General features: G+C 72.1%; 14 protein-coding genes. 5 read left to right on the top strand and 9 right to left on the bottom strand.

Annotated elements, in window-relative coordinates:
• Positions 1 to 165: 165 nt before the first annotated feature.
• The 4 genes from ACLHRZ_RS23875 to ACLHRZ_RS23860 are packed head-to-tail and all read left to right on the top strand — an operon-like array spanning position 166 to position 4809.
• Positions 166 to 2427 (top strand): sensor histidine kinase, encoded by a 2262-nt coding sequence (locus ACLHRZ_RS23875; RefSeq protein ID WP_490420531.1) that lies wholly within the window; start codon positions 166 to 168, stop codon positions 2425 to 2427.
• Positions 2424 to 2855, top strand: coding sequence for a roadblock/LC7 domain-containing protein (locus tag ACLHRZ_RS23870; RefSeq protein ID WP_390776921.1), 432 nt, complete (start codon positions 2424 to 2426; stop codon positions 2853 to 2855). Before ACLHRZ_RS23875 ends, ACLHRZ_RS23870 begins: the two co-directional genes overlap by 4 nt.
• A 45-nt stretch (positions 2856 to 2900) precedes the next feature.
• Entirely contained in the window at positions 2901 to 4112 is a 1212-nt protein-coding gene (locus ACLHRZ_RS23865) for a sensor histidine kinase (protein WP_490420530.1), read from the top strand.
• Positions 4113 to 4140: 28 nt separating this feature from the next.
• A complete protein-coding gene (locus ACLHRZ_RS23860) occupies positions 4141 to 4809 on the top strand; it encodes a response regulator transcription factor (protein ID WP_490420529.1) in 669 nt (222 codons plus the stop codon).
• Between the two features lie 5 nt (positions 4810 to 4814).
• Here ACLHRZ_RS23860 and ACLHRZ_RS23855 read toward each other — a convergent pair whose 3' ends face one another.
• The 7 genes from ACLHRZ_RS23855 to ACLHRZ_RS23825 all read right to left on the bottom strand — a co-directional run bounded on the left by ACLHRZ_RS23855 (position 4815) and on the right by ACLHRZ_RS23825 (position 11925).
• On the bottom strand, positions 4815 to 5501 hold the full coding sequence (locus ACLHRZ_RS23855; protein WP_490420528.1) for a response regulator transcription factor: 687 nt from the start codon (positions 5499 to 5501) through the stop codon (positions 4815 to 4817).
• A complete protein-coding gene (locus ACLHRZ_RS23850; RefSeq protein WP_490420527.1) occupies positions 5498 to 6232 on the bottom strand; it encodes an RNA polymerase sigma factor in 735 nt (244 codons plus the stop codon). The genes ACLHRZ_RS23855 and ACLHRZ_RS23850 overlap by 4 nt, the downstream gene beginning before the upstream one ends.
• Positions 6233 to 6601: 369 nt before the next feature.
• Complete coding sequence (locus ACLHRZ_RS23845; protein ID WP_490420526.1) at positions 6602 to 7918, bottom strand: ferredoxin reductase family protein; 1317 nt, start codon at positions 7916 to 7918, stop codon at positions 6602 to 6604.
• Positions 7905 to 8822, bottom strand: a complete 918-nt coding sequence (locus ACLHRZ_RS23840) for an FKBP-type peptidyl-prolyl cis-trans isomerase (protein WP_490420525.1) — start codon at positions 8820 to 8822, stop codon at positions 7905 to 7907. The genes ACLHRZ_RS23845 and ACLHRZ_RS23840 overlap by 14 nt, the downstream gene beginning before the upstream one ends.
• 112 nt (positions 8823 to 8934) lie before the next feature.
• The gene (locus ACLHRZ_RS23835; RefSeq protein WP_490420524.1) at positions 8935 to 9837 is read right to left on the bottom strand and encodes a hypothetical protein; all 903 of its coding nucleotides are present in this window, start codon (positions 9835 to 9837) and stop codon (positions 8935 to 8937) included.
• 81 nt (positions 9838 to 9918) lie between these two features.
• The gene (locus ACLHRZ_RS23830; protein WP_490420523.1) at positions 9919 to 10995 is read right to left on the bottom strand and encodes an alpha/beta fold hydrolase; all 1077 of its coding nucleotides are present in this window, start codon (positions 10993 to 10995) and stop codon (positions 9919 to 9921) included.
• A gap of 45 nt (positions 10996 to 11040) precedes the next feature.
• Positions 11041 to 11925 (bottom strand): peptidoglycan-binding domain-containing protein, encoded by an 885-nt coding sequence (locus ACLHRZ_RS23825; protein WP_490420522.1) that lies wholly within the window; start codon positions 11923 to 11925, stop codon positions 11041 to 11043.
• 202 nt (positions 11926 to 12127) lie between these two features.
• Here ACLHRZ_RS23825 and ACLHRZ_RS23820 point away from each other — a divergent pair, with 202 nt between their 5' ends.
• The gene (locus ACLHRZ_RS23820; RefSeq protein ID WP_490420521.1) at positions 12128 to 12499 is read left to right on the top strand and encodes a WhiB family transcriptional regulator; all 372 of its coding nucleotides are present in this window, start codon (positions 12128 to 12130) and stop codon (positions 12497 to 12499) included.
• On the opposite strand, the gene ACLHRZ_RS23815 is transcribed toward ACLHRZ_RS23820, so the two are convergent.
• Both ACLHRZ_RS23815 and ACLHRZ_RS23810 read right to left on the bottom strand, forming a co-directional pair.
• Positions 12487 to 12669, bottom strand: coding sequence for a hypothetical protein (locus ACLHRZ_RS23815; RefSeq protein ID WP_490420520.1), 183 nt, complete (start codon positions 12667 to 12669; stop codon positions 12487 to 12489). The two genes, ACLHRZ_RS23820 and ACLHRZ_RS23815, sit on opposite strands and share 13 nt — an antisense overlap.
• Positions 12670 to 12804: 135 nt before the next feature.
• Entirely contained in the window at positions 12805 to 13410 is a 606-nt protein-coding gene (locus ACLHRZ_RS23810) for a hypothetical protein (protein ID WP_490420519.1), read from the bottom strand.
• Between the last annotated feature and the right edge of the window lie 21 nt (positions 13411 to 13431).

Genomic DNA, 13431 nt, shown 5'->3' with positions numbered 1-13431 from the left:
CGTCCGCCGGTATCTCACCCTACGAACGTCTTGCCCGTGCGGGGAAAGTGTCATCCTTGGTAGCGGAAGAATCAGTCTTTCTCCGCGATTTGGTCGACCCTCCTTCTACTAATGTTTACTGCAGGAATGCGGTCCGAGAATCACGCAGAGGCTGGTGAGTGGGAATTGGATCCCGAATCCGTGGGCGGGCCGCGCCGCCGCCGTGCCTGGCGTCTGACCACGCGGCTGGCCGTGGCGCTCGCCGTCCCGGCTGTCCTGTGCGCAGCCCTCGTCGCCGTCCACGTCGCCGACGCCCTGGCCCTCGCCGACCGCAAGGCCGCGGCCGAGCGCAAGACACGGCTCGTCTTCGCCGCCACGGTCGCCGCGCACTCGCTGCAGAACGAGCGTGACGTCGCCGCACTCTCCCCCGGCCGCACCACCGACGACGTGACCAAGCACCGCAACGCGACGGACGAGGCGCTGCAGGACTTCCGCGCCAAGGCCCGAGCGGTCGGTGGCGGGGCCGGGTTCACGAAGCGGCTGGCCACCGTCGAGCGGGCTCTGGACGACCTTCCCGCGCTGCGGCGCGAGGCCTACGGCCCGCACTCCGGGCCCGTGCGGACGCAGCGCTCGTACGACGACATCGTCACGCCGATGCTGGCCCTCGACACCGAGCTGGACTTCGGGGACGAACAGCCGATGGCGGAGGGCTGGGCGCTGCACGCGCTCTCCATGGAGAAGGCGGCGCTCTCCGGGCAGCGGGCGCTGCTGAACGCCGCACTGGCCGACGGCGGCCTGAAGGCCGACGAGGAGGCGGCGGTCCGGGAGCTGAGCGGCGTGCAGCAGCGTTCTCTGCAGGAGTTCCGCTTCCTGGACCTCGGCGAGGACCGGGCCAGGTACGACCGGATCGTCCACGGCGCCGAAGTCAGCAAGCTGCTCGACCGGGTGCTCGCCGACCGGAAGAAGGCGGGCGGGGTGACCGTCCAGGAGTGGCACCGGGCCTCGACGGCCATGATCGACCAGATCCACGAGGTGGAGACCGCTGCGGCCCAGAGGCTGCTGAACCATGCGGCCGAAGGAAAGCGGTCCGCCGAGCGGGCGGCCGTCACCGGCGCGGCCCTCGCGGTCCTGGCGCTGCTGGCCGCGATGACGGTCGCCGTGCTGATGGCGCGCACCCTGGTCCGGAGGCTGAAGCGGGTGCGCGATGCGGCACTCCAGGTCGCCGACGTCCAACTTCCCTACCTGGTCCAGCAGATATCGGACCGGGGCGGCGAACAGCCGGTGACGCTGGAGGCCGCGCCCATCGACCTCGGGGTCGAGGACGAGATCGGGGACGTCTCCCGTGCCTTCGACGCGGTCTTCCGCGAGGCCGTGCGGCAGACGGCCGAACAGGCCGTCCTGCGCACCAACATCAACGCCATGCTCGTCGCACTGTCGCGGCGCAGCCAGGGACTGGTCCACCGGCAGCTGGAGGTCATCACCGCGCTGGAGAACACGGAACGCGAACCGGTGACCCTGGCCGAGCTGTTCCGGGTGGATCACCTGGCGACCCGCATCCGCCGGCACGGGGAGAACCTGCTGGTGCTCGCGGGGGAGGAGCCCGGGCGTCGGCGGTCCGAGCCGGCGCCGCTGGTCGACGTCGTCCGGGCCGCCGCCGCGGAGGTCGAGCAGTACACCAGAATCGTGCCGGTCGGGATCCCCGAGGTCGCCGTGTGCGGTCCCGTCACCCATGACGTCACGCACCTGCTGGCCGAGTTGCTGGAGAACGCGACGCAGTTCTCCCGGCCCGGCACCCCGGTCCAGGTCTCCGCCGCCGGGGCACCGGACGGCGGGCTCGTCCTGGAGATCCACGACGGCGGCGTCGGCATTCCGCACGAGCAGTTGGACGCGCTGAACTCCCGCCTGGCGAGGGACGCGGCGGTGGACATGGCCGTCACCCGCTGCATGGGGCTCTACGTGGTCAGCCGGCTCGCGTCCCGGCACGGCATGCAGGTCCTGCTGCGGTCGGGCCCTGGCGGCACGACCGCGGAAGTCCTCCTGCCCGCCCGTCTGTTGGCCTTCTCCGCGCCCCCGGCGGCGCACGTCCCGCAACCGTCGCCGCAGCCGGCGGCTCCGGCCTGGGCGGTCCCGGAGCAGCGGCTGCCGAGGCAGCCCGACCAGCCGGCCCGCGAAGCCGTCCCCGCGGTGCCGGCCGGTCCCGTCCCGTCCGCCACCGGGCAGCGGGCGGCGTCCGGCCTCCCCGTGCGCGTGCCGCAGGCCGCCCTCCGGCCGGGCTCGGCCGGAGGGGCGGCGGCCGGGCCGGCCGGGGCCGCTCCGGTGCAGGCGGACGAACTGCGGCAGCGGGCGGCGAGCTTCTGGCACGGCGCCCGGCAGGCCCGGTCCCCCCACCCGCCCCCGGACACACCCCGCACCCCGCCCCCAGCGGAGCCCCAGGAGGAACCCTCATGACCGCGGCCATGGCCGCCAACGTCGGTTGGCTGATCGCCGAGTTCGCCGAGCGCACCCCCGGGGTGCGGCACGCGCTCGTGGTCTCCTCGGACGGACTGGAACTCGCCTCGTCCCCGGGGCTCGACCGGGCCGGCACCGAACAGCTCTCGGCCGTGGCCTCGGGCCTGGTGTCACTGACCCGCGGCGCCGCGGAGCTGTACGGCTGCGGACGGGTCAACCAGACGATGATCGACATGGAGCAGGGCTGTCTGTGCCTCATGGCCATCGCCGACGGATCGTCCCTGGCCGTGCTGGCCGACGCCGGATGCGACATTGGGCTCGTGGCCTTCGAGGCGGCACGCCTGGTCGACCAGGCCGGTGCCGTCCTCACGCCCACCGTGCGGGCGGAGATGCGGAAGAAGCTCCTGGAGTGGCACCAGTCGGCATGAACCAGGGTGCGAGGCGGACGAAGTGAAGGATTGCGGAGTGACGTGGTGACGTGGCACAAGGCCCTCCACGCGCTGGGGCCGCCGGGCTCGCAGCGCCGCGAGCGCTGCCTCGACTGGCTGATCGTCGTGCTCACCGCGGGGGCCGCGTGCCTGGTGCTCCTCGACAGCTCGGTGGCCAGCACGGGGCTGGTCATGAGCTATCCGGCGAACTGTCTCATCGCCGTGCTGGCTTCGGGGACCCTGTTCTGGCGGCGCAGCCGCCCGGAAATCTGCCTGTGCGCCGGGCTGTTGGCCAGCCTCGTCTCCGACGAGCGCACCGTTCTGGCCGTCGGCGCCTACTCGGTCGCCCGGTACGGCGGCGTGCTGCGGTTCTGGAGCTACGGAACGGCCATCGCGCTCTACCTGCTGAGCCGCACGCTGACCGGCACGTCCGCGCCCAGCGTGGAGATGTTCCTGTACGCGGCCCTGCTGATCATCGTCATGCCCGCCCTGTTCGGCGCGGTGGTCCGCCGGCAGCGCATGCTCAACGAACTGCTCCACCGGCAACTGGCCCAGGTGGAGGACTCGATGACGCACGCGGCGCGCTTCGCGGCACTCGAACAGCGCACCCGGCTGGCCTTCGAGGTGCACGACAACGCCGGCCACCAGGCCACCGTGCTGACCCTGTACGCCGGGGCGCTCCAGCAGCGCACGGATCTGGCACCGGAGGCCCGCCGCATCGTGGACGCGATGCAGCACGCGGCGAGGGAGGTGGCCCATGAACTCCGGCGGGTCGTCGACACGCTCTTCGCCCCGGAGGACGGCGGCGAACGGCTGGGCGAGCGGATCCCGTGCGCGGAGTTCCTGCAGAGCCTGACGCGGAACATGGCGGCCGTCGGCATGGACATCGACTACCGGTCGGCCGGCCGGCCGTGCCCGCTGCCCGCGGAGACCGAACGGCTGCTGCGCCGGATCAGCCACGAGGCGCTCACCAACGCCGCGAAGCACGCCTCGGGGGCACCGGTGGGGATGACGCTGACGTTCGCCGGGAACACCGTGTCCCTCTCCGTCCGCACCGGACCGAGCCGCGGCATCTCCATCGTGAAGGACTCGGGAGGCCTCGGCCTGCGCGGCCTGCGCGCGGCGGTCGCCGCCGCGGGCGGCTCCTTCGCCGCCGGTCCGGCGTCCGCCGGCGGATTCCTGCTCGAAGCGACGCTTCCGTGCCAGGACGACGACGTCCCCGCGGGTGCCGCCCGGGGGGACGACCACCGGGCATGACGCGCCCATTGAAAGAGAGGCCGGTTCCATGGCTCACCGCATACTCATCGTCGACGACCAGGTGATCATCCGGTCCGGACTGCGCATGCTCATCGAGTCGTCAGGGGACTTCGAGGTGGTGGGCGAGGCCGCGGACGGTGCAGAGGCCGTCTCCCGGGTGGCCGAACTCCGTCCCGACGTGGTGCTGATGGACCTGCACATGCCCCGGACCGACGGCGTCGAGGCGACCGTACGGCTGATGCGGATGCCCGACCCGCCGAGTGTCCTCGTGCTGAGCACGTACGACACCGACGCGCGGGTGATCGAGGCGCTGGAGGCCGGCGCCAGCGGGTTCTTGCTGAAGGACCTCTGCCCGCAGGAGCTGTCCTCGGCGTTGCACGCGGCGGCCAAGGGCGGCCGGGTGTTCACGCCTTCGGTGCTGCAGGCCCTGGTCCGCCAGGCCATCCGCCGCACTCCCATCCGGGTCGGCGCGGTCCACGAGAAGCTCGCCGCACTGGGGGAGAGCGAGCAGCGCGTCCTGGCGCTCCTCGGCGCGGGCAAGACCAACGCCCAGATCGCCGAGGACCTGCACCTGTCCGCTTCGAGCGTGAAGACGTACGTCTCGCGGACGCTGGTGAAACTCGGCCTGGAGAACCGCACGCAGGCGGCGATCGTCGCGTACGAGGCGGGACTCGTCGACGCCGACGGTCCGGACTGACACGGTCAGCCGTCCTGCCGGCCCTGTGCGTTCTGGCTCTCGCCCATGATCCCGGTCTCGTGGGCCAGGATCGCGGCCTGGGTGCGGTTGTCCACGCCCACCTTGGCGAGCAGCCGGGACACGTACGTCTTGATGCTGGCCACGGACAGATGGAGCTGGTGGGCGATCTGCACGTTCGAGAGGCCGCTGCCGATCAGTTCGAGCACCCGCCGCTCGCTCTGGCTCAGCGCGCCGACCCGGTCGTGTGCGCCGGGGCCGGACAGGGCGCCGTGCCTCCCGGCCCGGGCGAGGACCAGGGAGACGACGTCGGCCGAGACGATCTGCCCGCCGGCCACCACGACGTCGAGAGCCGGGCGGAGCTCCGCGGGCGGCGTGTCCTTGAGCAGGAAGCCGCAGACGCCCGACTGCAGCGCGTCGAGGACCCTGCTGTCGACGGGGTGGGAGGTGAGGAGCACCACCTTCGGCGGGGTGTGCAGGCGCAGCAGCTGCCGGGTCGCCTCCAGGCCGTCGATCCGGGGCATGTGCATGGCCATCAGGACCAGATCGGGCTGCGCCGCCCGGCCGACGGCGACGGCCTCGGCGCCGTCCGAGGCCTCGCCCACGACGAGGTATCCGGGAAAGCCGTTCACCGTCATCCGGAGTCCGGCTCTGACGATCGCGTGATCGTCGGCGATGACGACCCGGGCGGTCATGGGCGGATCCTTTCGGCTGTGACGCGCAGCATGACGCCCAGTTGCTCCGCGATGGGCGAGCACTTCTCGCACGAGAACACGGCGTGCCGGCCCTCCGCCGCCGGGTTCGCCACGATCCTGAGGAAGCCGGAGAGATGACCGCGGCATCCCGGCGCAGCCTGCTCCAACTGCCGTCGCACGTAAGCCCGGCGCAGGGCACCGCGGGCCCGGTAGAGGCGTGCCGTCATCACTCCGGCGGTGACCCCGAACAGGGCGCTCACCTCCACCACCGTGAGCCCGTCCAGGTAGCGGAGCCGGAGGGCCTCCCGGTGCGACGGGACGAGCTCCGCGAGCAGTTCGGCCATCTCGTCGGCCTCGGCGGGGGAGTGCTCCTCGAAGCCGCCGACGCCGCAGTTCTCGTCGATGGTGTCGACGAGGTATTCGCGGTGGCGGCGCACGTACGTCCGCTGGCAGTGGCTGCGCGCAACGCTGAAGAGGTAGGGGCGCACCTCGTCCTGCGGCCCGTGGCCGTTGAGGAGCGCTTTCAGCGTGGACGCGAACGTGTCGGCCACCACGTCCTCCACCTCGTCGGCGGACAGCCGGCCCACGCGTGCGGTGTACCGGTGCACGGCCGTGCAGTGGTCCTGCCAGACGTACCGGAAGGCTTCCCGGTCACCTGCCCTGATCCTGTCGCACAGCTCCCGGTCGGTGGAGCGGACGGACGGCGCCCTGTGTGCACCGGCAGACGCCATAGGGATTACCTGCTCTCCGAATTCGGCGGGCATGGCGTCGAATTGACGGCCCATGGAAGGAATTCTTTCGGGCGGTCCGGCGCCGGGGTATTGCCGGAGGTGGATCCTCGATGGAGGAGAGTGGCAAGAGAAATCACCTCTCGGGCGCTCCGGGTGTCCCGGGGTCCGGGCGGTGCGGCGGGCGTCCCGCGGCCGGCGATGAGCGTGGCGAGGTGGGCGCCGGCCCCGAGGAGCGTGCAGGCCAGCACGGCGCGTGCGGCGGGGGACTGCCGGGCGGGCGGCCGGGGCTTGCGGTGTCTTCCCATGGTGATGCGTCGTCTCCGGGGAATGCCGGGGAATGCCGGGGAATGCCGGGGGTGGCCGGGCGGGTCAGAGCGTGAACGACTCGGAATGGATGCGCCGTTCAGGCACCCCGTTCCGGGTCAGGGCGGCTTTTGCAGCGTCGACCATGCCGGGTGGACCGCACAGGAACACCGTGCGGTCCGCCAGGTCCGGGACCAGTGCGAGCAGCGCCGCGGGCGCCAGCGGATCGGCGTCGGAGCGCCGGCCGAGCAGGTAGTGCAGCTCCGCGCCCCTTTGCCCGGCGATCGCTTCGAGCTCCCGGCGCAGTACCAACTGGCCCTCGTGCGAGGCCCGGTAGAGGAGCGTGAGTCCTCCCGGTGGCGTGGGTACCGCCTCGAACAGCGCACGCATGGGGGTGATGCCGATTCCTCCGGCGAGGAGCAGCGCCTTGCCGCCGTCGTGCCGGCGGGCGGTCATCGCCCCGAACGGTCCCGTGGCGAACACCCGGGTACCCGGACGGAGTCGGCGCAGCCGGCGCGTGTGGTCGCCGGCCGCCTTGACGGTGATGCGCAGCCTGTCGCCGTCGGCGGGAGCGGACAGGGACAACGGGAGGGCGGTGCGCCACAGTCTGCGGCCGGCGAAGCGCCAGCGGCAGAACTGGCCGGGTGCGATGCCCAGTTCCTCCACCCGGCGCCCTTCCATGACGACGGAGACGACGCCGGGCGCCTCGTCGAGGACCTCCGTCACCCGCAGCCGGTGCCGCACCGCCCGGGCGACCGGTACCACCATGCGGTACCAGACGAGGACCACTGCGACGACCGAGTGCAGGAGCGACCACACCCACAGGCTGACGTCGGAGACCGAGACGTCCGGTCCGGCGAGCTGGTGGAGGAAGCCCAGTGCGCCGCCCGCGTAGCTGAAGAGGTGGACCAGGCTCCACGTCTCGTGGCTGACCCTGCGGCGCACGGCCCGGACGGAGACGGCGCCCACGAGCAGCAGGAGGAGCGTGCCCACGGAGGCGGCGGCGATCGCCGGATAGCGCTGCAGGGCGACGGCGGCGTCGACGGGGCCGAGTCCCGCGGCCGCGGCGTGACCGAGCACGGCGAACACCGCATGCGCCACGCACAGCGACAGCACATGGCGGCCGCCCCGGGCGTGCCAGCGTGCCAGCCGGCCGGCGCCCACCCCGTGTTCCACCGCGGGCACCCGGGCCATGAGGAACAGCATGACCAGGATCCCGTAGCCCCCGAGCAGGCCGCACCAGCGGGCCGCCGCCGACCACAGCACATCGGCCTGCCACGCCGGCCGGACCCCGGCCGCCCACAGCCCGGACACGGCGACGGCACCGGCCGCGAGGGCGGTGCCCAGGACTCTGGGGGAGACGGCCGGGTCAGCGGTTGCCATGGGGAACGGAGTCGATGATGTCGATGACGTACGCCCCGCCCTTGTCCTCGGGGTTCTGCGGGTCGCCGGGCTCGGCGACGACGAGGCGGCTGCCGACACGGGCTCCGGCCACGAACTGCTTCCAGGACGCGGGGACGCCTTCTCCGTCGAGGTTGAAGGCGCGGGGTGCCCTGGGGCTGTACGAGGTCTGGTCGGGGGTCGGGGAATCCCACGGCTGGTGGGAGAACTGGACGACGACGGCGTCGTGTTCCCCGGCCTTCTTCCCCTTGCCCTCGATGAGGGTGCCGGCCGACGGCTCCTCCGGGGCGGGGCCGTCGGGGAATCCGAGGGCCGGCACACCGGCGGAGTCGTAGGAGACGGACGGGAGGTGCAGCCTCTCCTGGTCCTCGACCGGTTCCCCCTCGGCCGCCGCGGTGGGGGCGTACGACCCGAGGATGTCGAAGACGACGATGAGGGTGTCGGCGGCGGTGGTGCCCGTGGGCGGCAGCTGGTTGGGGCCGAAGCCCTCGCTCGCCGGGGAGGTGAGCACGACACGGCTGCCCGCCTTCTTGCCGATCAGCGCCTTGTCCCAGGTGCGGCTCACGTGGGTGCCGTCCATGATCACGCTGTTGGGGTGGCCGTTCTCCGAGAACGTGGTCAGGTATTCCCGGTTGTCCTTCCAGACGCGTATGTCGATGTCGGCGATGACGATCTCGCCGCTTTCGACGGTCCTGCCGTCGCCGTTGCTCACCACGTCGATCTGCGGGGACCTGGGGGGAGTGCCCTTCCGCTCCACGGCCGGACGCTCTCCGTACGTGCCGGTGACGGTGACGTCCGCGCGTGCCGTGCCCTGCCCGGCGCAGCCCGCGAGCAGTGAGACGGCAAGCCCGGCGCCGATGAGTCCGCCGATGACACGGTGTTGCATGACACTCTCCGGGTTCGATGGGTGTGCCCCGGTCGCGTGGCCGCGCCGGGACAGGGATGCGCCCGGGGCCCGGGCGGTGCTGCCCGGGGCCCCGAGCACACGGTGTGCGGCCCTACTGGGCCGAGTTGGTGGTGACGGTGCCCTGGGCGGCTGCCCGGCGCTTGCGCTTGAGGGCGATGGCGCCGCCGATCAGTCCGGCGGCCGCCGCCGCGGTCGCCGTGCCGATCAGCGGAACCGGGACGTCGGTGGGCTTCTCGCCGGCGATCACGGCGCCGTGGCAGCAGGAGATCTCCCCTGCGATGCCGCCCAGCGCCGACGCACGGAAGGCGTTGAAGTACCCGTTCTCGGACGGCTTGTTGTCCGCGGTGGGCTTGCCGTTCTTGTCGGTGTAGATCGTCTCGGCGTAGACGCCCTCGACGACGTTCGGGATGCCCACCTTGACCGTGGCGCCGACGGAGAGTTCGTTCTTCGTCTCCCACTCGCCGGCCGAGTTCTTCTGCTGGAACTTCGCGCCGAGGATCTGGTGGCTGGTCTCCAGGTCCTTGCCGGGCTCGGCCTTCAGGCCGTAGTCCAGGCCGCTCGCCACGAACCGGACGTTCGCCAGGCCTGCCGGGACGGTCAGATCGAGCTTTCCGACGGAACCCTCGTACGACGCGGTGCCCTTGGTGTCGTCGTGCTTCAGCGTGAAGCTGGGCGAACTGGCCTCGACGACGCCGAGGATGCTGACGTCCAGGTCGGGCTTGTACGAGTCGTTCGGGTACTTGCCCGGGACGGTCGGCGAGTGCGCGGCACCGTAGGTGATGCCGGTCTCGAAGAGGGGGGCCTTGACCGCCACGAGGTGGCCGTACGCCTGCGGCAGGTTGCCGCCGCGGTCCTGGACGTAGCCCCAGCCCGACTGGTAGCCGAACGTGGGCCAGTCGATGGCCTGGGCGGTGCCGGCCGAGAGCAGTCCGATGATTCCGGCTGCTCCCGTCAGCGCGAGCGAGCGTCGGACGAGGTGGTTCCGCTTCGACATGGGATCTCCAGCGAGAGGGCGTTGACAATGCGCTTCGGGATGGCGCTTCGGGATGGCTCTTCGGGAAGGGGAAGGCTGTGCTCAGCGGCCGGACCGGAACCGGCGGTTGCCCAGGTAGGCGAGGAGGCCGCCGACGAGAAGGACCACGGAGGCCGCGGCGGCCAGCACGGTGGGCTGGGCGAGGGGCGCGTCGATGCTGTCGCCGCCGTCGGAGCCGCCGGACCCTTCGCCCGGGGCGGCCGAGGGGGTGTCCGAGGGGGCGGGCGACGGCGTGGCCGGGGGCGTGCCGTCGGGGGCGTCCTGCCCCGGGCGGAAGGAGGGGGACGCGGGCCCGTCGGAGCGCACCGCTTCCCTGACCCAGGCGATCGCCTCGGCCGAGTTGGGCAGGTGGTCGTGCGACGGCGGGTTCTTCCCGCCGAGCGTCACGTTGGTGAGCTGCGAGGCCGGACCCTGGAGGTGCGCGCTGGTGTACGGCGTCACCGTCTCGTCGGCCTCCGTGGCGATCATCGTGTACGCCACCCCGGGGCGGAGGTCTCCGCCGCTGTTCAGTTTCTTGAGGAAGTCCGAGTCCGGCAGCATCTGCTTGACCGCCGGATAGACCAACGCCCCGACCTTTGCGGCGAAGTACTCGGTGCCCCTGTTCGGGGTGCCGAGCCCGATCAGGGCGTCGGCGGACTCCGTACCGCCGAGGTCCTTGAGGTAATAGCGGGAGACGAGCCCGCCCTGGCTGTGCGACACCAGCTTCACCTTGGACGCGCCGCTGGACTCCTTGACCCCGTTCACGAACGTCTTCAGCTGCGCGGCCGACTTCTCGATCTCGGTGACGCCGGGCGTGTCCAGCAGCCCGACCCCGTACTGCAGCGCGTAGACGCAGTGCCCGTCCTTCTTCAGGGGCTCGGCCATGCGGCCCCAGCGGTCGAGGGGGTCCTCGTCGCCGTAGCCGGTGAGGCCGAAGGTGCCGTGCACCATCACGACGGGTTCCTTGCCCGCTTCGGCGTGGCAGGACCAGTCGTTGATGTCCTTGGTGACATTGGGCAGTTGGAGTTTCCTGGCCTCGGCGACAGCCGGGCTGTCCGCCGCCGAGGCCGTGGGTGCGGCGACGCCCTGAACGGCCAGGCCGAGGAGGACGGCGGTGATTCCGCCGCTGACGAGGCGCATGGTGAATCCGTGCTTTCTCTGGGATCCGAGAAGGGGGGTGGGTGTTCAGAGAGCGGGTGCGGTATCCGGGCCGGAGACCGCGATGTCCCCGGGACGCGCCGCGGGCGGATTTCCGGGACCGGCCGGAACCGCCGGCTCGCCGGTGTTTTCCGGAAGCGCGGCCACCTTCGTGGTGAGTGCTCGATGCGTGTGAGGGCCGTAGACCCCGGGTGCGTCGCCGCTCACGCCTTCCTGCTCCTGGAAAGTGCGTACGGCCTCCGCCGTCGTATCGCAGTAGGTGTCGGACGGTTCGATGGAGAGCAGGCTCAACGCCCGCAGATTGGTGTGGAGATCCCGGACCTGCGGACCGACATCGCCCTTGGCGAGCGTGACGTGGTCCGCGGGGACCTCCGGCGGGACGGCGGGGGCGGGCGCTGCGGGCGGTTCCGGCAGGGGCGGGGCCGGGGGCGCCGGAGGGGCGGGAGGCTCCGGCGCCTGCACGGGCGCCGGGGGAGGTGCGTCGACGGCCGGCCGGGCCACGGCCACGGGTGTGCTGCGGCCGTTCCTGGAGGTACTGGACGCACCGGACGCGGTTCCGCCTGCCTGCTCGGGGCTGCCGTCCGTGCTGTCGGCCGTGCCGCCTGCGGGCTGCGCCCTGCCCGCCGACTGCTCCTGGCCGCTCCCCGCCCGGCCCCGGTCCCCGCCCGTGTCGGCGTCGGCCGCCGTCATCAAGTCCGGCTGGGACAGCGCCGGTTCCATCCGCCGGCCGTCGGACTTGTTCCCGGGGCCGGACAGCAGCGTGTGCGCGCCGGTGCCGGCCAGTGCGCACAGTGCGACGGCGGCGGTCCACCAGCGACGGGGCCTCCTCCTGAGGACGTTCCTGCGGTGGGCACCGGACGAGGCGGGCACCACGGTGACCAGGTGGGCCGGAATGCCGGGGAGTTCGGACATGGGGACCTCTGTCGGCGGATCGCGGATGGGGACTTCACACATAAGAAGCCGATGGGCCCCGGAAATATGACGGGCTGCGCAGAAGGGAATTCAATTGCCTGCGAAGGATGACCGCCCGTTGACGAAAGGTTGCAATCGGCGCGAAACCGCCGCCCTAGGCTGCCGAGTGCGAAGGCCGCGACATCGGAAAGGGAGGCCGCACATGGTTGCCGAACGGCCGGGAAGGTCTTCCGCCGATACGGGCGGCAGGAATGAACTCGGGGTTCTGCTGGGTGGTTTCGCCGGGAGGCTGCCGTGTGCGGAGCAGCCGGAACTCTGGTACGCCGAGGATGCGAAGTCGCGTGCGCGGGCCGTCGCGCAGTGCGGCCGGTGCCACCTCTGGGAGCCCTGTCGCGAGGCGGGCCGTGCGGGACGCGAGTACGGGATCTGGGGAGGTGAGACCGAGGCCGGACGTGCCGCGGCCGGTCATCCGCCCGCCATCCGGAACCGGTCCGGCCCGCACCGGGCCACGGGTACCCGGCCCGGGCGGGCGGACACGCAGCCGCCGCCGGGCGTGTCCGGTCAGGCCGCGTAGGAGGGCAGATAGCCCAGCGAACTCTCCCGGTCGAGTTCCGGCGGCTCGAGCGGGATGGGGTTCATCCGGGGGTCGCCCAGGGCGGTGAGGAGTTCGTCGTAGATCGGCGTCTCGCTGAACGGGGCGGCGGGAGCCGTCTGTTGGGCGCCGTGGAAATCGGATGCGTGCATGATCGGGCCTTCGACGGGATCGGGGTCGGGATCGAGCACACGGTAGGCAGGCGCTTCCGGTCCCCGGAACACCCGGAAGTCGACCCGGATCCCGTTATGTTGATGCGGGGTTGACGGGCTGTACCGCGGCAGTCGTCATCCGCCGTCGACCGTGACCAGCGGCGCGTGGTCGTGCCATGTGCAGAAGACCGAGACCGCGTCCTCGCCCCGGCTGAACATGACCCGGATCCACTTGTCCTGCTTCCAGTGCTGCATCTGCCAGCCGGGTGCCGGTGTCGCCGACACCAACCGGGCCGAATCCGCGAAGAGTTCGAGGACGACCTGCCCGCCCGTGACGTCGTAGGACTCCACCTTCCCCGGCGCGGCGGGAGCGGCGGGCGGTGCGGGCGAGGACGGAGCGGGGGCGTCCGGTGCCGCGCCGGCTTCCGGGCCGGGCCGGGGCGTGCTCCCGTCGCCGGATGCCGTCGCCGGACCGGACGGCTGGCGGGACGGCGGCCCTCCGGGCAGCGGGGAGCCGGATGCGTCCGTCGGTGCCGGGGCGGCGCCTCGTCCGCCGGGAAGTCCGGAGAGGGGCGGCGGGGACCCGGCACCGGCACCGTCCGAGCTCGCGAGCGGGACCGCGCCCGGTTCGTCGTACGCCGTGCCGGCCATGACCGTCCGCACGCTCCACCAGCAGAGGGTGGCCGCCGCCGTGGTGGCGAGCGACCACGACAGCACCGATATCAGCGCTCTGCGCATCATGTCCACATCACCCTGAGCAGT

It is taken from the genome of Streptomyces sp. AM25, from assembly GCF_058146165.1.
This window is presented reverse-complemented; position numbering and strand designations above follow the sequence as displayed.

Bases quoted from the DNA above. Each gene is read 5' to 3' on its own strand.
- ACLHRZ_RS23825 (WP_490420522.1), bottom strand. From the start codon at position 11,925: ATGTCCGAACTCCCCGGCATTCCGGCCCACCTGGTCACCGTGGTGCCC.
- ACLHRZ_RS23870 (WP_390776921.1), top strand. From the start codon at position 2,424: ATGACCGCGGCCATGGCCGCCAACGTCGGTTGGCTGATCGCCGAGTTC.
- ACLHRZ_RS23855 (WP_490420528.1), bottom strand. From the start codon at position 5,501: ATGACCGCCCGGGTCGTCATCGCCGACGATCACGCGATCGTCAGAGCC.
- ACLHRZ_RS23840 (WP_490420525.1), bottom strand. From the start codon at position 8,822: ATGCAACACCGTGTCATCGGCGGACTCATCGGCGCCGGGCTTGCCGTC.
- ACLHRZ_RS23860 (WP_490420529.1), top strand. From the start codon at position 4,141: ATGGCTCACCGCATACTCATCGTCGACGACCAGGTGATCATCCGGTCC.
- ACLHRZ_RS23850 (WP_490420527.1), bottom strand. From the start codon at position 6,232: ATGGCGTCTGCCGGTGCACACAGGGCGCCGTCCGTCCGCTCCACCGAC.
- ACLHRZ_RS23845 (WP_490420526.1), bottom strand. From the start codon at position 7,918: ATGGCAACCGCTGACCCGGCCGTCTCCCCCAGAGTCCTGGGCACCGCC.
- ACLHRZ_RS23835 (WP_490420524.1), bottom strand. From the start codon at position 9,837: ATGTCGAAGCGGAACCACCTCGTCCGACGCTCGCTCGCGCTGACGGGA.
- ACLHRZ_RS23810 (WP_490420519.1), bottom strand. From the start codon at position 13,410: ATGATGCGCAGAGCGCTGATATCGGTGCTGTCGTGGTCGCTCGCCACC.
- ACLHRZ_RS23820 (WP_490420521.1), top strand. From the start codon at position 12,128: ATGGTTGCCGAACGGCCGGGAAGGTCTTCCGCCGATACGGGCGGCAGG.
- ACLHRZ_RS23815 (WP_490420520.1), bottom strand. From the start codon at position 12,669: ATGCACGCATCCGATTTCCACGGCGCCCAACAGACGGCTCCCGCCGCC.
- ACLHRZ_RS23830 (WP_490420523.1), bottom strand. From the start codon at position 10,995: ATGCGCCTCGTCAGCGGCGGAATCACCGCCGTCCTCCTCGGCCTGGCC.